The sequence below is a fragment of the Microbacterium laevaniformans genome (assembly GCF_016907555.1).
GTDB lineage: Bacteria > Actinomycetota > Actinomycetes > Actinomycetales > Microbacteriaceae > Microbacterium > Microbacterium laevaniformans.
In genome coordinates, this window is the sequence record NZ_JAFBCE010000001.1 from 2,314,613 (window position 1) to 2,338,757 (window position 24,145).

At 71.4% G+C, this 24,145-nt stretch carries 26 protein-coding genes and 2 pseudogenes; 14 read left to right on the forward strand and 14 right to left on the reverse strand.

Features of this window, described 5'->3' with window-relative positions; genetic code table 11:
• Positions 1-215: 215 nt before the first annotated feature.
• A complete protein-coding gene (gene pgi / locus JOE53_RS11050) occupies positions 216-1,895 on the forward strand; it encodes a glucose-6-phosphate isomerase (RefSeq protein WP_204947753.1) in 1,680 nt (559 codons plus the stop codon).
• A gap of 123 nt (positions 1,896-2,018) precedes the next feature.
• On the opposite strand, the gene JOE53_RS11055 is transcribed toward pgi, so the two are convergent.
• Positions 2,019-2,570, reverse strand: a complete 552-nt coding sequence (locus JOE53_RS11055) for a helix-turn-helix domain-containing protein (RefSeq protein WP_204947754.1) — start codon at positions 2,568-2,570, stop codon at positions 2,019-2,021.
• 65 nt (positions 2,571-2,635) lie between these two features.
• Between JOE53_RS11055 and JOE53_RS11060 the strand changes: the two genes are divergently transcribed.
• Positions 2,636-4,189 (forward strand): bifunctional NAD(P)/FAD-dependent oxidoreductase/class I SAM-dependent methyltransferase, encoded by a 1,554-nt coding sequence (locus tag JOE53_RS11060; protein ID WP_204947755.1) that lies wholly within the window; start codon positions 2,636-2,638, stop codon positions 4,187-4,189.
• 28 nt (positions 4,190-4,217) lie between these two features.
• On the opposite strand, the gene JOE53_RS11065 is transcribed toward JOE53_RS11060, so the two are convergent.
• A complete protein-coding gene (locus tag JOE53_RS11065; protein WP_036290836.1) occupies positions 4,218-4,859 on the reverse strand; it encodes a YdeI/OmpD-associated family protein in 642 nt (213 codons plus the stop codon).
• A 385-nt stretch (positions 4,860-5,244) separates the two neighbouring features.
• On the opposite strand from JOE53_RS11065, the pseudogene JOE53_RS15205 reads away from it, so the two are divergent.
• The 3 genes and pseudogenes from JOE53_RS15205 to JOE53_RS15015 all read left to right on the forward strand — a co-directional run.
• A pseudogene (locus tag JOE53_RS15205) lies at positions 5,245-5,478 on the forward strand (FtsX-like permease family protein); the annotation flags it as partial.
• Positions 5,479-5,509: 31 nt separating this feature from the next.
• The gene (locus JOE53_RS11070) at positions 5,510-6,301 is read left to right on the forward strand and encodes a hypothetical protein (protein ID WP_051498888.1); all 792 of its coding nucleotides are present in this window, start codon (positions 5,510-5,512) and stop codon (positions 6,299-6,301) included.
• A gap of 2 nt (positions 6,302-6,303) precedes the next feature.
• Entirely contained in the window at positions 6,304-6,426 is a 123-nt protein-coding gene (locus JOE53_RS15015; protein WP_267911497.1) for a hypothetical protein, read from the forward strand.
• A 21-nt stretch (positions 6,427-6,447) separates the two neighbouring features.
• Here JOE53_RS15015 and JOE53_RS11075 read toward each other — a convergent pair whose 3' ends face one another.
• Positions 6,448-7,170 (reverse strand): NRDE family protein, encoded by a 723-nt coding sequence (locus JOE53_RS11075; RefSeq protein ID WP_036290838.1) that lies wholly within the window; start codon positions 7,168-7,170, stop codon positions 6,448-6,450.
• A 62-nt stretch (positions 7,171-7,232) separates the two neighbouring features.
• On the opposite strand from JOE53_RS11075, the gene coaBC reads away from it, so the two are divergent.
• Positions 7,233-8,438 (forward strand): bifunctional phosphopantothenoylcysteine decarboxylase/phosphopantothenate--cysteine ligase CoaBC, encoded by a 1,206-nt coding sequence (coaBC, locus tag JOE53_RS11080; RefSeq protein ID WP_204947756.1) that lies wholly within the window; start codon positions 7,233-7,235, stop codon positions 8,436-8,438.
• Between the two features lie 110 nt (positions 8,439-8,548).
• On the opposite strand, the gene JOE53_RS11085 is transcribed toward coaBC, so the two are convergent.
• The gene (locus JOE53_RS11085; protein ID WP_204947757.1) at positions 8,549-10,657 is read right to left on the reverse strand and encodes a glucose PTS transporter subunit IIA; all 2,109 of its coding nucleotides are present in this window, start codon (positions 10,655-10,657) and stop codon (positions 8,549-8,551) included.
• A gap of 278 nt (positions 10,658-10,935) precedes the next feature.
• On the opposite strand from JOE53_RS11085, the gene JOE53_RS11090 reads away from it, so the two are divergent.
• The gene (locus JOE53_RS11090) at positions 10,936-11,859 is read left to right on the forward strand and encodes an aggregation-promoting factor C-terminal-like domain-containing protein (RefSeq protein ID WP_204947758.1); all 924 of its coding nucleotides are present in this window, start codon (positions 10,936-10,938) and stop codon (positions 11,857-11,859) included.
• A 67-nt stretch (positions 11,860-11,926) separates the two neighbouring features.
• Positions 11,927-12,466: an NUDIX domain-containing protein gene (locus JOE53_RS11095; RefSeq protein WP_204947759.1), complete on the forward strand. Its 540-nt coding sequence runs from the start codon at positions 11,927-11,929 to the stop codon at positions 12,464-12,466.
• An 11-nt stretch (positions 12,467-12,477) separates the two neighbouring features.
• Here the strand turns inward: JOE53_RS11095 and JOE53_RS11100 are convergent, their stop codons facing one another.
• Both JOE53_RS11100 and ykgO read right to left on the reverse strand, forming a co-directional pair.
• The gene (locus JOE53_RS11100; protein ID WP_271171083.1) at positions 12,478-12,996 is read right to left on the reverse strand and encodes a GNAT family N-acetyltransferase; all 519 of its coding nucleotides are present in this window, start codon (positions 12,994-12,996) and stop codon (positions 12,478-12,480) included.
• On the reverse strand, positions 12,993-13,115 hold the full coding sequence (ykgO, locus tag JOE53_RS11105; protein WP_036290846.1) for a type B 50S ribosomal protein L36: 123 nt from the start codon (positions 13,113-13,115) through the stop codon (positions 12,993-12,995). The genes JOE53_RS11100 and ykgO overlap by 4 nt, the downstream gene beginning before the upstream one ends.
• An 80-nt stretch (positions 13,116-13,195) precedes the next feature.
• Here ykgO and JOE53_RS11110 point away from each other — a divergent pair, with 80 nt between their 5' ends.
• Positions 13,196-14,236 (forward strand): GTP-binding protein, encoded by a 1,041-nt coding sequence (locus tag JOE53_RS11110; RefSeq protein ID WP_204947760.1) that lies wholly within the window; start codon positions 13,196-13,198, stop codon positions 14,234-14,236.
• 14 nt (positions 14,237-14,250) lie between these two features.
• Here the strand turns inward: JOE53_RS11110 and JOE53_RS11115 are convergent, their stop codons facing one another.
• Positions 14,251-14,862: a TetR/AcrR family transcriptional regulator gene (locus JOE53_RS11115; protein ID WP_231860948.1), complete on the reverse strand. Its 612-nt coding sequence runs from the start codon at positions 14,860-14,862 to the stop codon at positions 14,251-14,253.
• On the opposite strand from JOE53_RS11115, the gene JOE53_RS11120 reads away from it, so the two are divergent.
• The 3 genes from JOE53_RS11120 to JOE53_RS11130 all read left to right on the forward strand — a co-directional run bounded on the left by JOE53_RS11120 (position 14,861) and on the right by JOE53_RS11130 (position 16,282).
• Positions 14,861-15,544: a GNAT family N-acetyltransferase gene (locus tag JOE53_RS11120; RefSeq protein ID WP_231860949.1), complete on the forward strand. Its 684-nt coding sequence runs from the start codon at positions 14,861-14,863 to the stop codon at positions 15,542-15,544. The two genes, JOE53_RS11115 and JOE53_RS11120, sit on opposite strands and share 2 nt — an antisense overlap.
• Positions 15,545-15,589: 45 nt before the next feature.
• Positions 15,590-15,760 (forward strand): CsbD family protein, encoded by a 171-nt coding sequence (locus JOE53_RS11125; protein ID WP_036290850.1) that lies wholly within the window; start codon positions 15,590-15,592, stop codon positions 15,758-15,760.
• An 84-nt stretch (positions 15,761-15,844) separates the two neighbouring features.
• Positions 15,845-16,282, forward strand: coding sequence for a DUF1622 domain-containing protein (locus JOE53_RS11130; RefSeq protein WP_061683745.1), 438 nt, complete (start codon positions 15,845-15,847; stop codon positions 16,280-16,282).
• Between the two features lie 15 nt (positions 16,283-16,297).
• On the opposite strand, the gene JOE53_RS11135 is transcribed toward JOE53_RS11130, so the two are convergent.
• Positions 16,298-16,525 (reverse strand): hypothetical protein, encoded by a 228-nt coding sequence (locus JOE53_RS11135; protein ID WP_204947761.1) that lies wholly within the window; start codon positions 16,523-16,525, stop codon positions 16,298-16,300.
• Between the two features lie 44 nt (positions 16,526-16,569).
• Positions 16,570-18,162, reverse strand: a complete 1,593-nt coding sequence (locus JOE53_RS11140; RefSeq protein WP_204947762.1) for a molybdopterin-dependent oxidoreductase — start codon at positions 18,160-18,162, stop codon at positions 16,570-16,572.
• 472 nt (positions 18,163-18,634) lie between these two features.
• Between JOE53_RS11140 and JOE53_RS11145 the strand changes: the two genes are divergently transcribed.
• On the forward strand, positions 18,635-19,987 hold the full coding sequence (locus tag JOE53_RS11145) for an HNH endonuclease signature motif containing protein (RefSeq protein ID WP_204947763.1): 1,353 nt from the start codon (positions 18,635-18,637) through the stop codon (positions 19,985-19,987).
• Positions 19,988-20,139: 152 nt separating this feature from the next.
• Here JOE53_RS11145 and JOE53_RS11150 read toward each other — a convergent pair whose 3' ends face one another.
• Positions 20,140-21,999 carry a DUF2207 family protein gene (locus JOE53_RS11150; RefSeq protein WP_204947764.1) on the reverse strand — a complete coding sequence of 620 codons (1,860 nt, stop codon included), beginning with the start codon at positions 21,997-21,999 and terminating at the stop codon, positions 20,140-20,142.
• A gap of 50 nt (positions 22,000-22,049) precedes the next feature.
• Between JOE53_RS11150 and JOE53_RS11155 the strand changes: the two genes are divergently transcribed.
• On the forward strand, positions 22,050-22,478 hold the full coding sequence (locus JOE53_RS11155) for a MarR family winged helix-turn-helix transcriptional regulator (RefSeq protein ID WP_061683750.1): 429 nt from the start codon (positions 22,050-22,052) through the stop codon (positions 22,476-22,478).
• A 4-nt stretch (positions 22,479-22,482) separates the two neighbouring features.
• On the opposite strand, the gene JOE53_RS15245 is transcribed toward JOE53_RS11155, so the two are convergent.
• From JOE53_RS15245 to JOE53_RS11170, 4 genes and pseudogenes are all read right to left on the reverse strand, one after another.
• A complete protein-coding gene (locus tag JOE53_RS15245; RefSeq protein ID WP_309297578.1) occupies positions 22,483-22,635 on the reverse strand; it encodes a hypothetical protein in 153 nt (50 codons plus the stop codon).
• Between the two features lie 70 nt (positions 22,636-22,705).
• Positions 22,706-23,104: pseudogene (locus JOE53_RS15250) on the reverse strand (ABC transporter permease); the annotation flags it as partial.
• A complete protein-coding gene (locus JOE53_RS11165) occupies positions 23,101-23,838 on the reverse strand; it encodes an ABC transporter ATP-binding protein (RefSeq protein ID WP_204947765.1) in 738 nt (245 codons plus the stop codon). The pseudogene JOE53_RS15250 and the gene JOE53_RS11165, both read right to left, overlap by 4 nt.
• A gap of 7 nt (positions 23,839-23,845) precedes the next feature.
• Complete coding sequence (locus JOE53_RS11170; protein WP_061683752.1) at positions 23,846-24,136, reverse strand: DUF4287 domain-containing protein; 291 nt, start codon at positions 24,134-24,136, stop codon at positions 23,846-23,848.
• Positions 24,137-24,145: the final 9 nt, after the last annotated feature.

The following is a 24,145-nucleotide window of genomic DNA, read 5'->3' on the forward strand; positions in this document are numbered from 1 at the left end:
TCATCGCCGAATCCGGACACCGACTCCATGAGCCGGAGGAGGCGACGCAGGACTCTCCCCCTGCGAATGTGGTGCAACGGATTGCAGGGCCGGTCGTCCTCTCGGACGGCCGGCCCACCGTCGTTTCCGGGGCTCGCGCATCGATCTCGTCCGGCCATGCCTTTCTCACAGGACTCGCGTCTGCACACCCGGCTCGCGGACGCTAGCGTAAAGGCGTGAGCACTCCCATCGACGCCACCCGCACTCCCGCCTGGGCCGATCTGTCCGCACGCGCCGCGGATTTCGCCCCCGACCTCCGCGCCTGGTTCGCCGACGACCCGACGCGGGTCGAGCAACTGACCTTCGACGCCGCCGACCTGCACGTCGACCTCTCCAAGAACCTGGTGGACGACGGCATCCTGACCTCGCTCCTGGCCCTCGCCGACGACGTGCACCTGGCCGATCGCCTCGCGGCCATGTTCCGCGGCGAGCACATCAACACGACGGAAGACCGCGCCGTGCTGCACACGGCGCTGCGACGCCCGGCCGGAGCGACGCCCGAGCTGGTCGTGGACGGTCAGCACGTGGATGCCGATGTGCAGGCCGTGCTGAACGCGATGAGCGCTTTCGCCGATCGCGTGCGCTCGGGCGGGTGGAAGGGTGTCACCGGCAAGACGGTCACGCACGTCGTCAACATCGGTATCGGCGGCTCCGACCTCGGTCCCGCGATGATCTCGACCGCGCTGGAGCCGTATGCGACCGCGGGGATCAGCGCGCGTTTCGTCTCGAACATCGACCCGTTCGACCTGGCGCACAAGACGAAGGACCTCGACCCCGAGACGACGCTGTTCATCGTCGCCTCGAAGACGTTCACGACGCTGGAGACGCTCACCAACGCGCGTCTCGCGCGCGACTGGCTGTGGACGGGCCTGGCCGCCGCCGGGGCGATCGACGGCTCCGACGCGCAGAAGCAGGATGCCGTCGCGCACCACTTCGTCGCGGTCTCGACGGCCCTCGACAAGGTGGCCGACTTCGGCATCGACCCGGCGAACGCCTTCGGATTCTGGGACTGGGTGGGCGGCCGCTACTCGGTCGACTCCGCCATCGGCCTGTCGCTGATGGTCGAGCTCGGACCGGACGCGTTCCGCGAGCTTCTCGCGGGCTTCCACGCGATCGACGAGCACGTGCGCACGACCCCGTTCGCGCGCAACGTGCCGGTCCTCATGGGCCTGCTCAACGTCTGGTACACGAATTTCCTCGGCGCGCAGTCGCACGCCGTGCTCCCCTACGCCCAGCAGCTCAGCCGCTTCGCCGCGTACCTGCAGCAGCTGACCATGGAGTCCAACGGCAAGCGCGTGCGCTGGGACGGCTCGCCCGTCACGAGCGACACGGGCGAGATCTTCTGGGGCGAGCCGGGCACCAACGGTCAGCACGCCTTCTACCAGCTGATCCATCAGGGCACCCGCCTGATCCCGGCGGACTTCATCGCCTTCGTGAACCCCGCGTACGACCTGAACGACGGCGGCCGCGACGTGCACGGCCTGTTCCTGGCGAACTTCCTCGCGCAGACCAAGGCTCTCGCCTTCGGCAAGACGGCGGAGGAGGTCGAAGCCGAGGGCACCACCGGCGCGCTCGTGGCGGCACGCACGTTCCCCGGCAACCGCCCGACGACGTCGATCTTCGCGCCGGCGCTGACCCCGCGCGTGCTCGGCGAGCTGGTCGCTCTGTACGAGCACATCACCTTCACGCAGGGTGTGGTCTGGGGCATCAACTCGTTCGACCAGTGGGGTGTCGAGCTCGGCAAGCAGCTCGCTCTGCAGATCGCCCCCGCCGTCGAGGGCGATGCGGCCGCGTATGACGCGCAGGATGCCTCGACCCGCGCGCTCCTGGACTACTACCGCGCCCACCGCGCCTGACGCGTCCCACCTCCGCGAGAAACCATCGCCGCGTCGAGAAACACGCGCCGGCGTGGTTTCTCGCGGCGGTCGTGGTTTCTCGCGGCGGTCGTGGTTTCTCGCGGCGGTCGTGGTTTCTCGCCGTCAGGCGAGGCGCGTGTGGAAGCGTTCGCCCGAGGCACTGAAGATGCTCAGCACCTCGGCGGGGCCATCGGCGGTCGCGCTGATCGAGTGCGGCAACCGCGTGTCGAACTCGGCGGCCTCGCCGGCGCCGAGCGCGTGCTCGCTGCCGTCGAGCGCCAACCGCACGCGGCCGCTCAGCACGTAGAGCCACTCGTATCCCTCGTGGATGCGGGCGGCGGGCGCGGCATCCATCGGCGGATAGACGATCTTCAGCGCCTGCATCGGCGAGTCCTCGAGCGTCAGCGGCGCGATGACCATCCCGTCGCGACGCTCGATCGGGCGGTGCACGCGCGGGTCACGTGTCTCGGTAGGAAGGAGATCGTCGACGCGGATGCCGAGTCGACGCGTCAACGGCAGCAACAGCTCGAGCGAGGCTTGTCGCTTGCCCGACTCCAGACGCGACAGCGTACTCACCGAGACGCCCGCCGGCGTCGCGAGCTCCTCGAGCGTCCAGCCGCGTGCGTGCCGGGCCGCACGAAGGCGAGCGCCGACCTGATCGAGAGCGTGGGACATCTCCTCAGTTTGCCAATAACGCAATTCTGTTTGCAATCATCACCCGCACCTTCCACAGTGGACCTATGCAGAGCAGAGAGTGGGACGCGGTCGTCATCGGCGGCGGCGCGGCCGGCCTGAGCGCCGCACAGATGCTGGGACGTGCGCGTCGGCGCACGCTGGTGATCGACGGCGCCAGCCCGCGCAATCGCTTCGCCGCGCACATGCACGGCGTCCTGGGCCACGACGGCATCGATCCCCAGGCGCTGCTCGCGCGCGGACGCGACGAGCTGGGCCGCTACGGCGTGCGCGTCGAAGAGGGCGAGGTCGACGGCATCCGCGATGACGGCGCCGTGTTGCGCCTCACGCGCACCGACGGCACGACCGACACCGCTCGCGCCGTCATCATCGCCAGCGGAGTGCGCGACCAGCTGCCGCCCGTCGCGGGGCTCGCCGAATACTGGGGACGCCATGTGCTGCACTGCCCGTACTGCCACGGCTTCGAGGTGGCGGGCAGCCGTCTCGGCGTGCTGGCGACCTCGCCGCAGAGCGTGCACCAGATCGAGCTGGTTCGGCAGTGGAGCGAGGAGCTCACCGCCTTCACGGGCGCGATCGAGCCCCTCGACGACGAGCTGCGGGTGCGCTGGCGGGCTCGCGGCATCCGCATCGTGCCGACCCCGATCGTGGCCCTCGACGGGGCGAACGGTGCGCTGCACGCGGCGCGGGATGCCGACGGCGAGATGCACGCGATCGATGCCCTGTTCGTCGCGCCGACGCCAGCGATCGACCTGGCGTTCGCCGACGCCCTTCGCCTGGCGCGCACCGACGATCCCGGGGCGCCGCTGGCGGTCGACCTCCTGGGCACGACCTCGCATCCGCGCGTGTGGGCGGCCGGCAATGTCGTCGCGCCCTACGGCAATGTTCCCGTCGCGATGGCGGCCGGATCGATGGCGGGCGCCGGGGTCAATGCCGCACTGGTCGTGGAGGACGGCGACCTGGCACTGGCGCAGCGCGCCCGCGAACGAGCCTCGGCGTGGGAGCAGCGCTACGCGACCCGCGACAGCATCTGGTCGGGTCACGTCAATGCGACCTTCGCCGACCTCGCCGCGACGCTCCCGGTCGGCAGAGCCCTGGAGGTCGGCTGCGGCGAGGGGGCGGATGCCGTCTGGCTCGCCGAACACGGCTGGAACGTGACGGCGGTCGACGTCTCAGAGACCGCGATCCGCCGCGGTGCGACCGCAGCGCGCGAGCGCGGACTCTCCGAACGGGTCACCTTCTTCGTGGGAAGCGGCACGCAGGCCGTGCCGCCCGGGACGTTCGATCTGGTCAGCGCGAGCTTCTTGCACTCGTGGGAACCGGATTTCCCGCGCGTCCCCCTGCTGCGCGGCGCGGCCGAGCGCGTCGCCGTCGGCGGCTATCTGCTGATCGTGTCGCACGCCGTGGCGCCGCCGTGGTCTCATCACGGCGACGACGGGCAACGCCCACGGCTGCTGCCCCCGGAGGAGGAGCTGCGACTGCTCGACCTCGATCCGCAGGCGTGGGAGGCGGTGCTCGTGGAGACCCGCACCCGCGCCGCAACGGGCCGCGATGAGGAGCCGGGGACGCTCGAGGACGGCGTGCTGCTGCTGCGCCGGCGCTGACGGTCGACGACGCGGCCGCGCGTCGCCGTTACGACTCTCCGTGCACCGCGGCGGCCGCAGCGGCGCGCGCGAGCCACGCGGGCGGGATGCCGTAGCGCTGCGAAGGGATGAGTCGCCCGGCCGCGCACTCCTCGACGAGCTGCGCGAGGCGGGCGCTCCGCGTCTCGGCACGGCGCGCGCCGTGCACCCAGTGGGCGCAGATGCGACGGTAGCCCGGGGTCGCGGCATCCCAGAACGCGCGAGCCGCGGCAACGGCCGTGATCGCGGCCAGCTCGTCCGCGTCGAGCTCGTCGCTGGTCTCATACGAGCAGATCGCGGTGCGTTCCGGCCGGCGCCGCTCGAATGCCGCCAGGCCCGCCGGGTGCATGCGCCCCTCCACGGTGAGCCGCGCGACGTGGGCGATGTTCACCGCGCTCCACGTGGAGGTGGGCGTGCGCGGCGTCCACCGCTGGATGCGCGCGTCGTCGTCGAGCCGTCGACTCGTCGAGTCGATCCAGCCGAAGCACAGCGCCTCGGGGACCGCGTCCTCCCAGCGCAGCCCCTGCTCGGGATGACCCTTGCGCCGGCGCACCATCCACAGTTCGGTCGCGGTGTCGTGGTGGGCTTCGAGCCATGCCCGGAAGGCCGCGGCATCCGCGAAGAACACCGACTCGCCCCCGTCCACTCCCATGCCGCGACGCTAGCAGCGACCCCCGACGCGCGACAGAGATCGCCCGGGAGGCGGATGCCGATACATCCCGGGGCCGATGACGCCGCGGGGGCCGCCGCGAAGACCTCGTCGTCGTCACCCACGACCCGGGCGTCGCGGCGCGCTGCTCGCGGACGCTGCACATGACCGACGGGCGCATCCAGGGCTCGGCGACGGTCGCGACGGGCGGCGCCGCATGAGCGTCGCCGGCACCGTCCGCCTCACCGTGATGCTCGCGCGCCCGTCGCGGCAAGGCCGCGCCGCGCTGGTGCGGCCGATCGTCGCTTTCGGCGTCACGACCGCGCTGCTGCTGGTCGTCGGCGGCGGCGTCGGCATGTTCTTCACCGACCCGCGCGCCGCCGGGGAGATGCAGATCATCTACCGCGCGCTCAGCGCACTGGCGCTCGTGCTGCTCACGGTGCCGATCGCGACGCTGGGGGCGGCCGCGGCACGTCTGTCGGCGCGCCGACGCAACGACCGTCTGGCCACTCTGCGCCTCCTCGGCGCCGGGACGGGAGAGGTCAGCGCGATGACGGTCGTCGAAGCGGGCGCGACCGCGCTGGTCGGCGGCATCCTGGGCGTCGGTCTGTACGCGGCGCTGCTGCCCATGGTGGGACTGCTGCCGTTCTTCGGTGGGGCCCGTCGGAGCCGCGGCGCTCTGGACCGGCGCGGGCACGGCGGCCGGGGCGGTCGTGGGTGTCGTCGTGGTCGCCACGGCGAGCGCGGCACTGAGCCTGCGACGGGTGCAGCTGACGCCGCTGGGCGTGGCTCGTCGCACCGCCCCGCCACGGCGGCGCACGGCGGCGCTGGTCTTCGGCGTCCTGGCGATCGTCGCCGTGGCGACGGCGGTGTCGAACATCACCGCGATCGCGCAGGTCTGGGGCGCCGCGGTAGGCCTGATCGCGTTGGTGGGCCTGTTCGGCGTCGCACTCGTGATCGTGAACGTCGTCGGAGCACCGCTTGTCGCGGCCCGCGGGCGCCGCCTCGCGCGCACCACGTCGTCTGCGGCGCAGCTCATCGCCGGGCGCGAGCTGTCGGCGCACGCGGCCTCGGCCTGGCGCCGCGTCTCGGGGATCGCGATGATCGCCGTCATCGCGGTGGTGGGCGGCTCGGGAGCGAGCCTCGTGGCGCTCGCCGGCGACGACGGGCAGACGGGGTCTCAGGCCGTGCTGTTCGCCGACATGCGCACGGGCGTGCTCGTGACGCTCGGCGTCGGCTTCGCGCTGCTCGCCTGCTCGGTGGGGGTGACACAGGCCGCGTCCACGCTCGAGGACCGCGAGCTCATCGTGGGCCTGGATCGTCTGGGGATGCCGGGGCGCGAACTGCGCCGCGCCCGCGCGCTCACCGTCATCGTGCCGCTGCGATGGGCGGCGGTGGGGGCGCACTCGTCGGCGTCGCTCTGGCGTTGCCCGTGGTGGGGCTGACGGTGCTGATCGCTCCGATCTCGATGGTGGTGATCGTGGGGACGTTCCTCGCCGGGATCGTGCTGGTGTGCCTGTCGCTGCTCACATCGCGGCCCCTGGTCACGGCCATTCGCCGCGGGGCCTGAGACGACGGTGGCGCGAGACGCTCAGGCGAGCCGGGGTCGGTTCCACTGCCCCGGCTCGTCGAACTCCGCGTAGCGCACGTCGACGCCGTCGGGTCCGAGCGAGGCGGCGACGACCAGCAGCGACAGGGTCGGGTACCCGAAGGGACGGTTGTCGCGCACGATGGCGCGATCGTCGGTGGGTCCCAGTCCGCTCGTCAGCTCGAGAGTGTCGAGCCAGGGCTCCCACCAGTGCCCGTCGATGGCAGCCGGCGCGCTGAAGGCCTCGCGCCACGCCGCGATGCGCGCCGTCGCCTCATCGTCGACGTCGTCATGCGCGACCATGTGGATGCCGGGAGCAAGCTCCACGTGCCGCAGAGCGCCGCCGTCCCACATGGTGACACGGGCGCCGGCGGCCGTCGCTTCGACGAGGTTGAACCCCTGCGCATGCGGTGGACTGTCCGGGGTGCGGCCGGCGACGGCATCGAGGACGATCCGGCCGCGGGAGATCGGGGGCTCGGCCCGTCCCGTCGGGTCGGCGGCCAGCACGTCGGCGCGGTTGAGGATCACCGCGACGCGGCCGTCCTCGGCATCCACCGCCAACCACGCGCCACCGGCACGACGGTCGCGCACACCCTTCACGCTCGGAAGCTCGGGCCACCACGGGCCCAGCGGATCCCACGAGCGCGCGGGGTCCTCGTCACGGACGGCGAGCAACCGTACGGGCGCGCCATCGCCGTGCGGGACGTGGACGATGACGGTACACACGGTGCTCGTGACCTCTCCGTCCGCTCCTCGTGGCGACGCCTGCGGCGTGGGAGGATCGGACCATGTTCGTTGTCGTGGGCGTGACGGGCGGCATCGCCGCGTACAAGACGGTGCACCTCGTGCGCGCCCTCGTCACCAACGGGCACGAGGTGCACGTTGTTCCCACCGAGGACTCGCTGCGCTTCGTCGGGACGACCACGTGGGAGGCCGTCAGCAGGAATCCTGTCACGACCAGTGTCCACGACGACGTCGCGCGCGTGCGCCACGTCGCCCTCGGCACCTCCGCGGACCTCATCGTCATCGCCCCCGCGACGGCCAACATCCTCGCGAAGATGGCGGCGGGCATCGCGGACGACCTGCTCGGTGTGACGCTGCTCGCCACCACCGCGCCCGTCGTCGTCGCGCCCGCGATGCACACGGCGATGTGGGAACACGCCGCCACGCAGGCCAACGTCGCGACGCTGCGGGCGCGCGGCGTGCACGTGGTGGGGCCGGCCGACGGCCCGCTGACGGGCGGCGACAGCGGGCCCGGGCGGATGGTGGAGCCGGAGGAGATCGTCGCTGCGGCGCTGGCGATCGCCGCGCCGCCGCCCGCCGATCTCGCGGGCCTGCGGGTCGCCGTGTCGACCGGCGGCACCCGTGAGCCCATCGACCCGGTGCGCTTCCTCGGCAACCGCTCCAGTGGCCGTCAGGGTACTGAGCTCGCCCTCGCCGCCGCCGACCGCGGCGCCGACGTCACGCTCGTGGCGGCCCACGTGGACGAAGGGGTGCTCGCGTCGGCATCCCGCCACACGCACATCACGATGGTGCGCGTCGGCACGGCCGCCGAGCTGGAGACGGCGATGACGGATGCCGCGCCCGCCGCCGACATCATCGCGATGGTGGCCGCGGTCGCCGACTACCGGGTCGCGGAGGTCTCGCGCGAAAAGCTGCGCAAAGAGGACGGCGTGCCGCGGCTGGAGCTGGTGACCACCCCCGATGTGCTCGCAGGACTCGTCGCCGCACGCCGGCCCGGTCAGATCGTGGTCGGCTTCGCCGCCGAGACGGCGGCCGACGATGCGGAGCTTCTGGCACGGGGACGCCGCAAACGAGAGCGCAAGGGCCTGGACCTGCTGGCGGTGAACCGGGTCGATGAGACCCACGGCTTCGAGGCGACCGACAATCGTGTGCTGCTGCTGGATGCCGCCGGCACCGTCGTGTCGGATGCGGCGGGCACGAAGCGGGAGGTCGCCGACGCGATCTGGGACGCGGTCGCCGCGTTGCGCTGACGGCGGGGTCACCGCATTTCGACTCGTCGCTGCGCTCCTCACTCAACGACCGGGGAGGCCTTCCCCGGTCGTTGAGCGAGCGCAGCGAGTCGAAACGCAGAGCGCAGCGGTCAGGCCTTCTTCTGCACGTCCAGCAGCGGCGATCCGTGCGTGACGGGGCCGAGGGCGACGGGGTCGACGGTGTCGAACGTGTCGCCGTTGAGGACGATCACCGGCGTGATCAGGGGGTAGCCCGCCTTCTCGATCACGGCGCGGTCGAAGGTGACGAGCGGCGTGCCGGTCTCGACGCGGTCGCCGTTCTTGACCTTGACGTCGAAGCCCTCCCCCTTCAGGTTGACCGTGTCGATTCCCACGTGGATGAGCACCTCGGCGCCGTTGTCCAGCTGCAGGCCGAACGCGTGTCCGGTCGGCTGCGCGGCGACCACGACACCGGCGCCCGGTGCGTAGACGGTGGTTCCGGTCGGCTCGATCGCCACACCCGGCCCCATCACTCCGCCCGCGAAGACCGGGTCGGGCACGTTGTCGAGCGGCACCACGGTGCCGTCCAGCGGTGCCGCGACCTGGATCAGCTCGCCCACCGCGGCGGTACGCTCGGCGACCGCGGTGGCCGTCTGCGCTCCCTCACCGGCGACACCGGCGAGCTCGGCGCCGCCGGCGACAGCCGGGATGGTGTCGCGCGCCACACCGGGGGCGACGGATGCCGCGCCTGCCGTGGCCGCCGCGACGGCCGCACCGGCCGGCTCCGGGTTCTTGTAGCCCGAGATGATGACGAGCACCATCGCGACCACGAACGCGCCGGCAACGGCGACCAGGTAGAGCCCGATCGGGTTGAAGGCGGGGACCGTCAGCAGCGAGGTGAAGACGAACGCCTGCGTCGTGATGCCGTGGGGAAGACCCAGCACCAGCGAACCGATGCCGATGATGAGACCGCCCGTGAGGCAGCCGACGAGCATCCGCGGATAGATGCGCTTGTACCGCAGGTGGATGCCGTAGAGCGAGGGCTCGGAGATGCCGCCGAGCAGGCCCGCGGCGAGCGCGCCCGTCGCCGTCTGCCGCATCTGCTTGTCCTTCTCCCGCCAGGCCAGCACCAGCACACCGGCGGTCGCGCCGAAGCACGCGAAGTTCCACGCGCCCATGGGGCCCTGGATGAAGTCGTACCCGAGGGTCTGGATGTTCAGGAGCATGATCGCGTTGATCGGCCAGTGCAGACCCAGCGGCACCATGAACGGGTAGGCGAGCGGAATGACGATCGCGAAGATGAACGGCGAGAAGGAGTTGATCGCCGCGAGCGCGCTCGCGAGCCCGGCCCCGACGTACACGCCGATCGGGCCGATGAGGAAGGCCGTCAACGGGATCATGATGAGCATCGCGAGGAAGGGCACGAAGATCAGCTGGATGTTCTCGGGGATGACTTTCTTGAGGCCCTTGTAGACGAGGCCGAGCACCGCGGCCATCAGCAGCGGAGGGAACACCTGCGAGGAGTAGTCCGCGATGGGCATCGGCAGACCCCACACCTGCACGATCGCGACCTGCGCCTGCTGGAACCCGAACAGCGGCGTCTTCTCGACGCCCGTCGCGAGACCGGAGAAGCTCGGGAGCATCAGCACCGCCATGATCGAGAAGCCCACCCACGGGTCGGCACCGATCTTCTGCGACGCGTTGTAGGCGACCATCAGCGGCAGGAAGACGAACACGCACTGCCACATGAGGTTGACGAACGCCCACGACGGTTCGAGGGTGACGCCGGGCGCGTTCCAGGCCGGAATGACGTGGAGGGTCGCCATGAGCGCCATGAACGTGATGAACAGCGACGCGCCGAGGAGGGCGCCGAGGATGGGGCGGAACGAGTCCGAGAGGAACTCGAACAGCGAGTCGAGCCAGGCGTGGGTGCCACGGGGGCCCTTCGCGCGCTCGCGCGCCTTGATGTCGGCGATGCTCTCGTCCGCGCCGCCGCCAGCGGATGCACCGCCGGCCATGACGGGCAGCGCCATGATCTCGTTGTAGACGGTCTGCACGCCGCCGCCGATCACGACCTGGAAGCGGTCGCCGGCCTGCGGGACCGCGCCGAGCACTCCCGGAATGGCTTCGACGGCGGTCTTGTCGACCTTGTCTCCGTCGTTGAGCTGGAAGCGCAATCGTGTGGCGCAGTGGGTGAGACTCGCGATGTTTCCGGGTCCGCCGACGGCGTCGACGATCTCGGATGCCGAATTGGATGCCATTTTTTCGCCTCTTTTTCGTTATGCGACGTCCTGTCGATGACGATCTGTCGCAGGCGACTCTATATCGCCGCCAGGACAGCGGACAGGGCTCGGACCGTGGCAAACGGACCGGAGGAAACGCGGGCCGACGGGCGGTTGGCGTACAGGTTTCACTCAGGTTGTGCGCCGGGGATGTCCAGAAAACGTTGTGAAGCTGTGACCTTCGTGTCCACCCGAGGACGCACACCGCTCGCGCTCCGGCGCCGGGGCGGTGCTGATTCACCGGAAGTACTCTCTTTATGCCCCGTCTGCCCTACCGCCCCGTGACATCCGCCCTCCTCGGCCTCGGCCTCGTAATCGGCGCCGCCACGACCACTGCGGGGGCCCTGCCGGCCTTCGCTGCGAGCGATGCTCCCGCCGCCTCCACCGGCTCGGTCACCGTCGAGACCACCTCCGCACCGCTCAGCGCGATCACCGCCGGCGGCGTCACCGCGATGAGCGCCGCGCAGAGTGCCGTCGCCGCCGCCGCGAAGGTGGCGATCGACATCTCGGCCTCCGGTCTCGATGTCGGCACCACCGACACCACGGTCGACACAGCCAAGCTCGGCGCCCTCATCACGAAGCTGCGCGCACTCGACGTGACCCCCGCGATGATGATCCCCACGCTCACGTCCGACGCGAAGGCCGAGACCGAGGTCGTCGCCGCCAAGACGGCGAAGCTGCGGGCCGCCCTCGATGCCGCCGTGCAGCGCAAGGCCGCAGAGGAGGCTGCCGCCAAGGCCGCCGCCGAGGCGGCGGCGAAGGCTGCCGCCGAGGCCGCCGCGGCCGCAGAAGCCGCCGCGAAGGCGAAGGCCGAGGAGGCCGCTGCGGCGACGACCGCGTCGGTCTCGTCGCGTCCCGCGGTCGACGTCAACGTCGACCCGGCATCCGCCCAGGGCATCGCCCGCTCGATGGCCGCCGCCAACTACGGCTGGGGCGACGACCAGTTCGCCTGCCTCGTGTCGCTGTGGAACAAGGAGTCGGGCTGGCGTGTGAACGCCGCCAACAGCAGCGGTGCGTACGGCATCCCGCAGGCACTCCCCGGCAGCAAGATGGCCTCCGCCGGCGCCGATTGGGAGACCAACCCCGCGACCCAGATCGCGTGGGGCATGGGCTACATCGCGGGCCGCTACGGCACGCCCTGCGGCGCATGGGACCACTCGGAGTCCGTGGGCTGGTACTGATCGCCACCGCCCGCTCGAACGGCCCGGACTCTGCGTCCGGGCCGTTCGCTCGTTCTAGGGTGGGCGCATGACGTGGCGGACGCGCGCATCGCGCACCGTGTACGAGAACCGCTGGATCCGCGTCGAGGAGAACGATGTCGTCGGCCCTCACGGCGAGGGCATCTACGGCGTGGTGGAGATGCAGCATCCCGCCGTGTTCGTCGTCGCCGTCGATGACGATGATCGCGTCTGTCTCGTCTCGCTCGAGCGTTACACCACCGGCCGCTCCTGGGAGGTTCCGGCGGGCGGCTCGGACGGCGAGGACCCTCTCGTCGCGGCGCAGCGAGAGCTCGCCGAGGAGGCCGGCATCACCGCGGCACGCTGGACGGCGCTCGGGCGGATGAACGCCCTCAACGGCATCGCGCGCGCACCCGAGTTCGTCTTCCTCGCGCAGGGCATCTCCCGGGGTGCGGATGCCGACGCCTCTCAGCACGAGGAGGGCATCGACGCCGTGCGGTGGGTGCCGTTCGGCAATGTCCTCCGCATGATCGCCGCGGGCGAGATCACGGACGGCGAGAGCGTCGCGGCGCTCGCGTACGCCGGCATCCACCTCGACCGCTTCGCCTGAGCGCCGCCCGATCAGGCGGCGAGCTCGCGGGCCCGCCAGACGACGTCGCGCTCGGGGGCGTGCGGGTCGATCACGTCGACATGGTCGACGACGAACCCGTGGCGCTCGAAGAACGCCGCGGCGCGGTCGTTGGCGGCGACGTGCTCGATCAGCACGCGCGGCGTGCGCGGTGCGAGCGTCGCGATCATCCGGTCGATCAGGAGCGCGCCGACACCCTCGCCGCGGCGGTGGGCGCCGATGTACAGCTTGTAGATGACGGGATCGTCGCCGATGTGGCCGAGCTCGCCGACGCCGACGATCTCCCCGTCGGCATCGAGTGCCACCCAGAGCGCCTGGGCGTCGACGGCGCGGAGCGTCGCAGGGGCGCTCCACCAGTCGGTGACCAGCTCCTGTGCGGCATCGGCCCCGATAAGAGGTGTGTAGTGCGCGGGGAGCACTACGGCACCGAAGGCGCAGACCGCCGCCACGTCGCTCTCGACGGCGCAGCGGATCTCGACGGATGCCGGTGCTGCGCAACCGGGAACGGTCACCCCTGCCGACCCTTGAAGCGCGGGTTCAGCTTGTTGATGACGTAGACGCGACCACGACGGCGCACGACCTGCGCGCCGGGCTGCTCCTTCAGGGATTTGAGGGACGCACGAACCTTCATGACCACTCCTTACTGAGAATCTTTATCAATAAGAGGCTAGAGTGGGACGACCCGTCCGTCAATGTGAAAGCAGGCCCGTCGTGCTGCCCTCCCCCCTGATCGTCGCCGGCCTGTGCACCCCCGAACGGCGCCGTTACGCCGCCGGTCTCGCCGTCGCCACCCGGCGCGGACTGCTCCGCGTCTCGGCTGGACGCGAGGATGCGGATGCGGGTGCGGCGCCGAGCGATCCCGTCGCGGTGACGCTCGAGCGGGATCGGCACGACGTCGAGCGCTTCGTGATCGATGCGGACATCGACGTGGACGTGCTGCACCTGGACATCGTCACGCGCACACCGCCTGCACCGATCGTCTGCGTCGTCGACGCCCGGCACATGCTGGACGATCTGCGCGACCCGAGTCCGCTCGATGGGCGCCGCCGCAACGGCGACGGCGACGCGGGCGCGCGAGCGCGACGTGCGGTCACGCTGCTCGAGTCGGCGACCCTCATCAGTCTCGTGCGTTGGGAGCACGTGGAGACCGCCGAGCTGCCGGTGCTCATGGCGCTCGCCTCCCACCTCGCCCCGCGCGGACGGGTACGCCTGTCCCGCGGCCCGGCGGAGGACCTCCAGGCCCTCGCCGGCTCCGACCCTCGCGGGTTCGACGAGAGCTCGGTGCTGGAGCGCCCCGGATGGGTGCAGGCGCTGAACGACGAGCACGACCCCTACATGACCGATCCCCGGGTATCGACGGTGCGCTACGAACGACTGCGCCCGTTCCACCCGGCCCGCCTCGCCGCCGCCCTCGACGAACTCGACACGGGTCGCTTCGGCCTGTTGCTGCGTTCGGCCGGCTTCTGCCGGCTGGCGACGCGCCCCGGCATCCTGGCCCGCTGGAACCAGGTCGGCTCGGCGATGTGGATCGACCCGCAAGACGCGAGCATGGAGGCGAGCCTCACGGCGCAGGACCTCGCCCTCACGGGACTCGATCTCATGACGGGCGCCGTCGTCGCGACCCTGGACGCCGCGCTGCTCACCGACGCCGAGCTGGAGCAGGGCGCCGCCGGCTGGGCGCGGCTGGAGGATCCCCTTCCCGCGTGGCCCGTTTTCGCCGACGACACGCTCCCGCACGACCCGCTCGCCTGAGCGCCGTCACGGCGTCACGGCGTCGCGAACGCTCTTGCGAGCACGGCAATGACGGCGTCGGCGTGCGCGTCGTCGCGCGTCGCGAGCCACCACTGCGCGAGTCCGTCGGCGGTGGCGAGGATCGCCGCGGCGACGACGTCGATATCCCGCACGGATGCCGCCGGGCGCGCGGACTGCCAGGCCTCCAGGCGGGCACCGATCTCGGTGAGCGCCGCGGCGCTCTCGATCGCGGCGGCATCCGCCGGCTCGCCCGACGATCGCGCGAGGATCGTCAGCTCGGCGAGGCACTCGTGCCGGCGCGGATCGGCCCGCACGTCGTCGAGGTAGGCACGCAGCGCTGCGGCGACCGCGCTCTCCAGCGTCTCCTCGGCGAGCGGCGCCGCCCAGGCGGCCTCCACCGCACGCGCCGACTCGCGTTCGAGCAGCGCGGCGACGAGCGTGCTCTTGGTCCCGAACGCGTAGGTGACCACGCGGTGCGCCACCCCGGCGCGCTGCGCGACGGTCCGCAGCGAGAGCGCCGTCGCGCCGCCGTCGCGGATCACCTCCCACGCCGCGTCGAGCAGCTGCCGGCGGCGATCGTCCACGCCCAGGTAGGCGCGGGGCGATGGCGCTTCGTTCACAGCCATGCCGGAGATCACCATCACCCCCGCCCGCCGCGGCGACCTCCTCGCCGCCGCAGACGTGCTGGCCGAAGCCTTCGAGGCCGACCCGGTGCTCGCCGCGATCGCGCCGACGCCGGGCCGTCGGCGCACACGGCTCGCGCACCTCTTCCATGGGATGCTGGCGGCCGGCGCCTTCACGACCGGAACCGTCGACCTCGCCCGCGACGGGGACGGTTCGATCCTCGGGGTCGCCGTGTGGGAGGGCCCGGATGCACGGCACGGCGCTCTCGGACGTCTCGTCGGGCAGGCGCCGCACTTCGTGCGCGCCCTGGGATGGCGCGGCATCCCCCGCGCGCTCTCGCTGTTCTCGCACCTGGAGCGCCAACGTCCCGACTCCCCGCACTGGTACCGGGCCGAGGTGGGCGTGACGGCACGCGCCCGCGGCCGCGGCGTCGGCGGACGCCTGCTCTCGACTCACCTGGACGCCCTCGACGCGATGCGCCAGAGCGCGTACCTCGAGTCGTCCACCCCGGTCAACCGGCGCCTGTACCGACGGCTCGGCTTCGAGGAGGTGCGTCCGATCACCGGGGGCCGGGCGCCCGCCCGAGGGGATGCTGCGGCATCCCGTCACGCATCACGCGTAGCCCGCTTACCCCCTCGAGCCCAGCCCGTCAACCCACTGCCCTCGCGCCGGCGGCCCTCGTAGCGTCGAGGTCAGGAGTCCGGAGAAGGCCAGAGAAGGGAACACATCATGGGTCTCGACGACAAGATCAAGAACGCGGCCGAGGACCTCGGCGGCAAGGTCAAGGAGGGCGTCGGCAAGCTGACGCACAACGAGCGCCTCGAAGCCGAGGGCGAGGCCGAGCAGGCCAAGGCCCACGTGAAGAAGGCTGGCGAGGACGTCAAGGACGCTTTCAAGTAAGCCTCCCCCCGCGCGACGCCTCCGCCCCCGTCGGGCGGGGGCGTCGCGCTGCGTCCGGAGGGGCTCGCCCCTAGAGTGGCGATCATGTCCGCATCCATCGAGCCGTTCTTCACCGTCATCGCGATCGTGTTCGAGGTGATCGGTGCCCTGGCCATGGTCTCCGGGTGCGTCATCGCGGTCGTGCTGGCGTGGCGCACGCTCCGCCGCGAGCGGCGGGCGCACGCGGCCTACCTGGTGCTGCGCACCGCGCTGGGGGCGGCGATCCTGCTGGGGCTCGAGGTGCTCGTGGCCGCCGACCTCATCCGCACCATCACCTCGAAGCCGTCGATCGAGGACGCTCTGATCCTCGGCCTCATTGTCGTGATCCGGACGGTGCTGTCCATGTCGATCCAGATCGAGATCGAGGGGACGCTCCCGTGGCGCCGCGCGCTGCTGACCAGCGGCGGCCAGGTGCTCGCGCGCTCGATCGCGCGTGAGCGCGGGGCCGCACGGGCGGACGAGGCATCCTCCGGGACCGCCTGAGCCCTCCCCGCCGCCTCAGCTCGAGGCCGCGGCGCCATCCGCGGCGCCAGCGGTCGGCGGCATCCGGCGCACCGCCAACGCCCGCTCACGCATCGAGCCGACGGCGGGGCCCGACTGCACGAGATCGAGCAGGTAGTTGCGCATCAGGACCACCGACCAGACGTTCAAGGCGAACGTCCCGACCAGGCCGGCGATCGCCAGCACGAGGTAGGTGGTCGCGAGCGGGGTCCAGCGAGGCGTCATGCCGACATTCTCACGCGCGGGGCTCCGTCGCGGCGGACGAGCGCTCACGACGACACGGTGACGAGAACCCGGTGCCACCCCGTCGACCCGTTCGGGGCGACGGGGGCGCGCTGCTGCTCCTGTAGCTCGCCCTTCTTGTTCCAGGCGCGCACCGCGACGTAGTGAGTGCCGGGCGCGGCATCCCATTCGTACATCCACTGCACCCAGCTCTCGTCGTTCACCGGCGTGGAAATGGTTGCCGGGATCCAGCCGGTGTCGTCGATGTTCACCTCGACGCGGGCGACCCCGGTCGGCTGCGCCCATGCCATGCCCGCGACGGGGACCCGCCCCGGGGCGACGGGACTGCCGACCTTGGGCACGTCGACACGAGAGGAGAGCTTGATGGGCGCCTCGGCACTGTAGCCGCGCGGCGTCCAGTACGCCTCGTCGGCCGCGAAGGTCGTCACCTTCAGCTCGGTGAGCCACTTCGTCGCCGAGACGTATCCGTAGAGCCCGGGGACGATCATCCGCACCGGGAAGCCGTGCTCGGCCGGGAGCGGCTCGCCGTTCATCGCGACCGCCAGGATCGCGTCGAGCCCGTCATCCGTGAGCGCCGACAGCGGAGTGCTCGCGGTGTAGCCGTCGACGCTGCGTGAGAGCACCATGTCGGCACCGGCTTGCGGTCCTGCCATTCGCAGGATGTCGCGGACCGGCACGCCGAGCCACCGCGCGTTTCCCACCAGTCCGCCGCCGACCTCGTTCGACACGCACGTCAAGGTGATGCCGTACTCGTCCAGCCCCATGCCCACGAGGCCGTCGAAGCTCAGCTCGATGCGACGGTCGACCATGCCGTCCACGACGAGGCGCCAGGTCGACGGGTCGATGGCCGGGACGGTGAGCGCCGTGTCGACACGGTAGAAGTCGGCGTTCGGCGTGAAGAGCGGCGAGAGACCGGGAACGTCGAGCTCGGCGCCGGCGGGCACCGTCAGCGTTCGACGGGGTGCGGGCAGCTTCAGCGCATCGCGGATCGCGTCGACCGATGAGGTCGCGGCCGTCACGACGCGTGCCGTGACGCCGACGATCACGGCGGAGACCCCGGCGACACCGGCGAGGCGGAAGAAGCCGCGACGGCCGAGCGCCGGCGCTTCGTCCGAGGCGGTGTCTGCGTCTGCGTCTGCGTCTGCGTCCGCGCCTTCGAGGGTGCCGCGCCAGAGGCGCAGTCGACGTCCGAGGAGGATCAGGACGACGGAGGCCGCGACGGTGCCGACCACGGGCGGAAGGAACGACAGCGGGGTGACACCGGTACGCGAGACGACCGCGGCCGTGGAGAGCACCCCCGCGATGGCGACGATGACGACACCGGACGGGCTGCGCAGGTACTCGAGGATGCCCCCGATCGCCGAGGCGATGACGACGGCGAGGCCGAGCCCCGCGAGGAGGGCGATCTTGTCGTTCGCACCGAACGTCGCGATCGCGAACTCCTTGAACGGCTGCGGCACGATGTCGATCACGAAGCCGCCGACCGCAAGGATCGGGCTGGCGGTGCGCGCCAGGAGCAGCGCCAGCAGTTCAGCCGCGCCGAGGAAGACGGCGCCGCTGACGAGACCCGCGAGGGCGGCGAGGGCGAGCGACGCGCGCCGGCCGGTGTGCGTGGTCACGATGATCTCCTGCCGCCGGGGTCGGGGTACCCCTGTTGTTCGGTGCGGGAGGGCGATCGGATGGTGGGGCGGTGGCCGTCGTGTCGTCGACGGCTTCGACGCGGGTGCTCAGGCCGAGCCCGACGCCTCCGTGCCCTCCGACACATCGCGCCGAGCCGTGGCAGACAGCTCGAAGAGGTGAAGATTCGACTTTCGCATGAAGTCACGAAAAGGTAACGGAAACCCCTTGTGGCCGTTATCTGGTCGTTATAGAGTGCTCGCACGGTAGTTGTTTTGCTGTGGCAGCTACCGGCATGTGATTGCAGGACACTCTTGGTGCAAGGGACAAGGGCCGGTCGGAAGCCTCTCCGACCGGCCCTTACTCTTGCGCTACTTCCTCCCCCGTCACACTCCGCCGAGAGTTCTCCACAATCGTTCTCTGACCAGGATTTATCTTCGCCTCAGTGTCCGAGGCCCGCGAGAGAATCGAGGCATGGTCACCACCGATCCGCACACCGCACGCGCTGAGCGTGCGGTCGTCGGCGAGATCGTCGAGGCCCTCGTCGACCGGCGCCGGCGCATCGCGGCGTTGCAAGCGGAGGAGGCGGAACTCCTGCACGCCGCTCAGGAGTTCGCGCTCGCGCAGCGCGCGACACCGACGGTCGACCGCCACGCCCCGGACGACATCACCGTGCGTTCCGTCGCCGCTGAGATCGGTGCCGCCACGCGTCAGTCCGACCGCACCGTGCAGACACGCATGGACGATGCCGCGACCCTGGTCACGCGCTTCCCCGCCACGCTCACCGCGCTGGCCGAGGGACGCATCAGCCGTGCGCACGCGGCGGTGATCGCGGATGCCGGGGTACGCGTGACCGATGACCATGCCCGTGCCGCCTACGAGGCGGCCGCTCTCGCCGTCGCCGAGCGGGAGACGGCGGGCAGGCTGCGCCCGGCCGCCCGACGACTGGCCGACCGGCTGGACCCGGCTCCCGTCGAGGACCGCCACCGGGTCGCGTGCCGCGAGCGGCGCGTCTGGGTCGCCGACCGCGACGACGGCATCGCCGAGCTCGGGCTGACCGGTCCGGCACACCTCGTGCACGGCGTCTTCGACCGCCTCACGCAGCTCGCGAAGGCTATCGCCGGCAACGGCCGTCGTCCGGTGGCGGATGCCGACCCCGCAGGAGAGATCGGAGCGATTCCGGACGGGACGATCCCCGCCGCCGTCGACGCGGCCTCTGCGCCGACAACCGATACGCGCCGACTCGACGAGATCCGCGTGGACGTCGCGCTCGACCTTCTGCTGTGCGGCCACGCGACGGCCGAGGCGAGCAACGACAGCATCCCCGCGGCCGACGCGATCCGCGCGCGTGTGCAGATCACCGTTCCGATGACCACCCTCATCGCGGACGGGGAGGAACCGGCCGATCTGACCGGCTACGGCACCATCGACCCCGCGCTCGCCCGCGAGATCGCGGGGAGCACGCCCGGCTGGGACCGCCTGCTGATCAGCCCGAGCACGGGAGCCGTTCTCGCCGTCGACCGCTATCGCCCGTCTCGAGAGCAGCTGCGGCTGCTCCGCGCGCGCGACGAGCACTGCCGCTTCCCCGGATGCCGTCAGCCGCTCCCACGCTGCGACGTCGACCACACCATAGCCCGCGAACACGACGGCCCGACCACGGTGACGAACCTGGCGCATCTCTGTCGACGACATCACACGCTCAAACACCACTCGGCCTGGCGCGTCCGACAGCGGGCGGACGGGACGCTCGAATGGACCAGCCCCGGCGGCCGCGTGCACGACGACCGCCCCGCGCGCACGCTCGTGTTCGAACCACCGCCGTTCTGAAATCACGCCACCCGACCTACCCGGCCCGATCGCCGCAGGACCGTCCGCGTGCCGATCACGTGACGATCGCGCCACGCTGCGCAGCATCCTCGAAGGCGACGAGCCCGGCGACAGCGACGACCTGGATCGCGGAGCGCCGGCCTGACGACGCGTCAGACCCCGCCGCCTCCGCCTCCGCCACCGCCGCCCCCGGCCGAACCTCCCCCGCCGGATCCGCCCGACATCGACGACGACGACATCGCCGCGCTCGACAGCGAGCCGATCCCCGCAGAGAACGACGACGCGCCGAAGGCACCCGTGCCGTAGTACCAGACCGGTCCGGCGGCGCCGACCGCCGTGTACAGCACCGCGAGCTCCGCCGACCACTGCTTCTCCTGGCCGAACACGACGGCATACGGCAGCAACTTCTCGTAGAGATCCAGCTTCTGCCGCGGGTCGTTCACGTCCACGGCGACCCGCTCCGCGCCGGCCGGCGACTGCAGCATCCGGATGCGGTCGGCCTCGGCCCATCGGATGAACTCCTCGAGCCCTCGGAGGTGATCGCGGGTCTCCGCTCCCAGCGCCGTCAAGGGCTTGCGCACGCACATCCCGATCACCACGACCGCGATCGCCACGCTGACACCGATCACGGTCCACGGAAGCGCCGGCTGCACGTACGACCCGATCGCGACGAATCCCAGTCCGAGCGCGAGCCCGGCACCCGCCACCGCGAGCAGGATCGGAACCCAGCGCGCACGCGCCGGGACCGCACGCCGCAGACCGCGCGTCGTCAGCTCCGTCTCCGCCGCCGCAAGGATCTTCTGCGCGACCTTCGAGAACCGCGTGTCCTGCTTCCCGAACGTGTACTGCGCACCGGGCATCCCGCCGGGGAAGAGCCCGTCCAGAAGCATCTGACCGTCGCCGTCGGCCTTCCACCGATCGACGAGCTCGGCGACGAGCTTCGGCTTGCCCCACCCGCGGGCCTCGGACTCGAGGATGCGGATCGAGCCGCGCACGGCCTGCTCCAGCACCTCCGCCGGAATCGCCTTCGACGACTGTCCGAGAAGCACGGCACTCTCCAACGCATCCACGATGCGCGGTGGATCGTACTCGGCGATGATCGTCGGCCAGCCCGGCTCGTCGGCGAGCTGCCGGCGACGAGCGCGTACGCCGAGCACACCCGCGCCGACGGCGAGCAGACCCGCCCCGAGCTGACCCCAGCCGAACGGAGAGGCCAGGTATCCGGAGTCGAACGTCGCGAACATCCCGTCCGCGAACCCGACGGCCATCGTGAGCGTTTGGTTGGGCTGCACGTCGTCGGCGACGGCCGTCACCACCGTGCCTCCGCCCGCCGCGGCATCCGGAGCCGACGAGATCGACGCGCACGAGCTCGTCGCGCCCTGCGCGCCCTGATAGCAGGACATCCGTCCGGTCAGGGCTTGCGCGAGCGCCTCGTCCAGGTGCAGCCGAGCCGTCACCCGCCCGAACGATTGCCCCCACGCCACGCCATTGACGTCCCAGTAGAACTCGAGGCCGGAATCGGGGAAGTCCCACGTCACGTTCTCGAGCGTGTAGGTGAGGACGAAGGTCTGCGCACCCCGCAGGTATTCGTCCGATCTCGAGACGACCGAGAAGACGCCGTCCTCGTCCTCGACCTCGCTCGGTCGGGGGGCACCGTCGCCGTCGGTCACCGAGACGAGCCGCGGGCGCAGCGGCTGTCCGTTGTAGGAGTCGGGGATCTGGCGGCGGATGCCGTGGTTCTGATCCACCTCCGGGAATTGCGCGACGAGCGACTCGACGACTCGCATCCGGCTCGTGCCGTCGTCGGCGCGCGTCAGGGTGTAATCGGCGGTCATCGACGAGAACGAGAAGTCGTCGACACCGGCCGGGGCGGCCCGTCCGACGGATGCCGCGGGAGCGACCTCCGGGACGGGGCCGGCCCACGCGGGAGCTGCCACCGCGACCGTCATCGCCGCCACCGCGCCGGCGATCGCGACGGTGGCGCGGACGATTCCTGCACGTGCGCGCCGCATGCGCTCCAGCCTATGGGGCGGCGTCCGAACGGCGCACTACAGTTGACGCCATGACCGACCGCCGCCTCGCCATCTCCGCGTGGGAGAGCCTCTTTCGCGCGCAGCACGAGATCCTGCGCGAGATCAGCGACGACTTCGGAGACGACGAGCTGACCCAGGCCGAATACGACGTGCTGCTCACCGTCGTCCGCGGCGACGACAACACCGCACGCCTGCGCGACGTGACCGCCAACATGCTGATCAGCCAGCCGAGCGTGTCACGGCTCGTCGACCGGATGGTCGCCCGCGACCTCATCAGCAAGTGCGTCGACCCTCTGGACGGCCGCGGCGCGATCGTCCGCGCCACCGAGCGCGGGGTGAGCGCGTTCCGTCGCCTCGCGACCGTGCACGGTCGTTCCATCGCCGAACGGATGTCCGTGCTGAGCGACGACGAGCTCGAGCAGTTGGAGCGGCTGACGACGAAGCTGCGCCGCGCCTGAGCCCTCACGACGAACGGCGCCGCAGCGTCGCGGCGGCGAGCACGAGGCACACGACGGTCACGGCCGCGACGATCAGAACCGGACGCCACAGATCCCAGCCGTCGTCGCCGGCGCTCACGGCCCCGACCGCGTCGATGGCGTAGCTGAGCGGGAGCACCGCACTCAGCGCATGCAGCCAACAGTCCGAACGCGGTGCCCAACAGCGCATCCAGCACCGCGACCAGCCCCAGCTGCCAGACGGGGCCGGTCAGCTGCAGCCCGCAGATGACCACCGCGTATGCCACGGTGACAACGGCCTGCACGACAGCGATCAGACCGAACGCGAGGGCGTAGCCGACGATGACGTCCGCCTTCGCGATCGGCGTCGTGAGGAGCCGTTCGAGGGTGCCGCCGCGCCGCTCCCGCAAGGTCGTGATCGACGTGACGAGGAACATCACGATGAACGGGAAGACCGCCAGGATGCCGCCGCCGAACTGGGAGAACACCCCCGGACGGTCGGAGAAGATCCAGGCGAACAGGCCGACCAGCAGCGCCGGCGCCAGGAGCATCAGCGCGACCGATCGCGGGTCGTGCCGCAATTGGTGGAGCACCCTGCCCGCCGTCGCGCCCAGGCGCCGCACGTTCATCCCCGCACCCCCGACGCGGAGCGCACCAGCCGGAGGAAGGCCGCATCGGGATCGGACGCCCCCGCATCGGCGAGGAAGTGCGCCGGCGTCGTCTGCGCCAGCACACGCCCCTCGCGCACCAGCACGAGCTCGTCGCAGCGCAGCGCCTCATCCATCACATGGCTCGACACGATCAGCGTGCGCCCCGCGTCGGCCAGCGCACGGAACAGATCCCAGAGACCTTCGCGCAGCAGCGGATCCAGACCGACCGTCGGCTCGTCCAGGACGAGGAGATCGGGCTCGCCCAACAGCGCGATGCCCAGCGACACGCGCCCCCGCTGACCACCCGACAACGATCCCACCAGCCGGTGCTCCTGCGGCGCCAACCCGACGGCGTCGACGACCCGCGCCACCTCGGTCGCGGGCACGGCACGAGCGGCGGCGAAGTACGCGAGGTTCTGACGCACCGTGAGATCGTCGTACACGGCGCCGCCCTGGCTGTCGTACGCCACGCGCCGGCGCAGTCCACGCGAGCCGGCCGGCATCCCGAGCACCGCGACGGTTCCGCCGGCGATCCGCTGGACCCCCACGATCGCTCGCATCAGGGTCGTCTTGCCGCCTCCGCTCGGGCCGAGCAGCCCCGTGATGCGGCCGGCCGCGATGTCGAGGTCGAGACCGTCGAACACGGCCGTGCGCCCGCGCCGCACGCGGAGGCCGCGCACGGTGACCGCGGGGTCGACTGCGAGGCTCGTCATGCCCGCATTATCGCGCCGGCTTCGTCGCCTTGCCCTCGAGCCACAGCGTGTCGCTCTCATCGCTGTGCGCCGTACCGGTGCCCACATGGGTCGACACGATCTTCGGTCCCTTCGTGATCACGTGCACGAGCGCCATCGCGTGCCCGCGCCCGAGTCCGTAGTCCGCGGCGAGCCAGGCGACGATCTCACCGGCCTTCGTCCCGGGGCCGAAGCCCTTCGCCGCCGCCTCGTCGACGAACTGGCGCGGCGTCCGCCCGGTCTTGTCCTCGATGTTGTCGAGATATGCCTGGAACGACATGCGTGCCTC

What these genes read in the sequence shown, in the direction of transcription:
- JOE53_RS11055 (WP_204947754.1), bottom strand. Translation starts at nt 2,570, where the DNA reads ATGTCCCACGCTCTCGATCAGGTCGGCGCTCGCCTTCGTGCGGCCCGG.
- JOE53_RS11060 (WP_204947755.1), top strand. Translation starts at nt 2,636, where the DNA reads ATGCAGAGCAGAGAGTGGGACGCGGTCGTCATCGGCGGCGGCGCGGCC.
- JOE53_RS11065 (WP_036290836.1), bottom strand. Translation starts at nt 4,859, where the DNA reads ATGGGAGTGGACGGGGGCGAGTCGGTGTTCTTCGCGGATGCCGCGGCC.
- coaBC (WP_204947756.1), top strand. Translation starts at nt 7,233, where the DNA reads ATGTTCGTTGTCGTGGGCGTGACGGGCGGCATCGCCGCGTACAAGACG.
- JOE53_RS11085 (WP_204947757.1), bottom strand. Translation starts at nt 10,657, where the DNA reads ATGGCATCCAATTCGGCATCCGAGATCGTCGACGCCGTCGGCGGACCC.
- JOE53_RS11090 (WP_204947758.1), top strand. Translation starts at nt 10,936, where the DNA reads ATGCCCCGTCTGCCCTACCGCCCCGTGACATCCGCCCTCCTCGGCCTC.
- JOE53_RS11095 (WP_204947759.1), top strand. Translation starts at nt 11,927, where the DNA reads ATGACGTGGCGGACGCGCGCATCGCGCACCGTGTACGAGAACCGCTGG.
- ykgO (WP_036290846.1), bottom strand. Translation starts at nt 13,115, where the DNA reads ATGAAGGTTCGTGCGTCCCTCAAATCCCTGAAGGAGCAGCCCGGCGCG.
- JOE53_RS11120 (WP_231860949.1), top strand. Translation starts at nt 14,861, where the DNA reads ATGCCGGAGATCACCATCACCCCCGCCCGCCGCGGCGACCTCCTCGCC.
- JOE53_RS11115 (WP_231860948.1), bottom strand. Translation starts at nt 14,862, where the DNA reads ATGGCTGTGAACGAAGCGCCATCGCCCCGCGCCTACCTGGGCGTGGAC.
- JOE53_RS11125 (WP_036290850.1), top strand. Translation starts at nt 15,590, where the DNA reads ATGGGTCTCGACGACAAGATCAAGAACGCGGCCGAGGACCTCGGCGGC.
- JOE53_RS11130 (WP_061683745.1), top strand. Translation starts at nt 15,845, where the DNA reads ATGTCCGCATCCATCGAGCCGTTCTTCACCGTCATCGCGATCGTGTTC.
- JOE53_RS11135 (WP_204947761.1), bottom strand. Translation starts at nt 16,525, where the DNA reads ATGACGCCTCGCTGGACCCCGCTCGCGACCACCTACCTCGTGCTGGCG.
- JOE53_RS11145 (WP_204947763.1), top strand. Translation starts at nt 18,635, where the DNA reads ATGGTCACCACCGATCCGCACACCGCACGCGCTGAGCGTGCGGTCGTC.
- JOE53_RS11150 (WP_204947764.1), bottom strand. Translation starts at nt 21,999, where the DNA reads ATGCGGCGCGCACGTGCAGGAATCGTCCGCGCCACCGTCGCGATCGCC.
- JOE53_RS11155 (WP_061683750.1), top strand. Translation starts at nt 22,050, where the DNA reads ATGACCGACCGCCGCCTCGCCATCTCCGCGTGGGAGAGCCTCTTTCGC.
- JOE53_RS11165 (WP_204947765.1), bottom strand. Translation starts at nt 23,838, where the DNA reads ATGACGAGCCTCGCAGTCGACCCCGCGGTCACCGTGCGCGGCCTCCGC.
- JOE53_RS11170 (WP_061683752.1), bottom strand. Translation starts at nt 24,136, where the DNA reads ATGTCGTTCCAGGCATATCTCGACAACATCGAGGACAAGACCGGGCGG.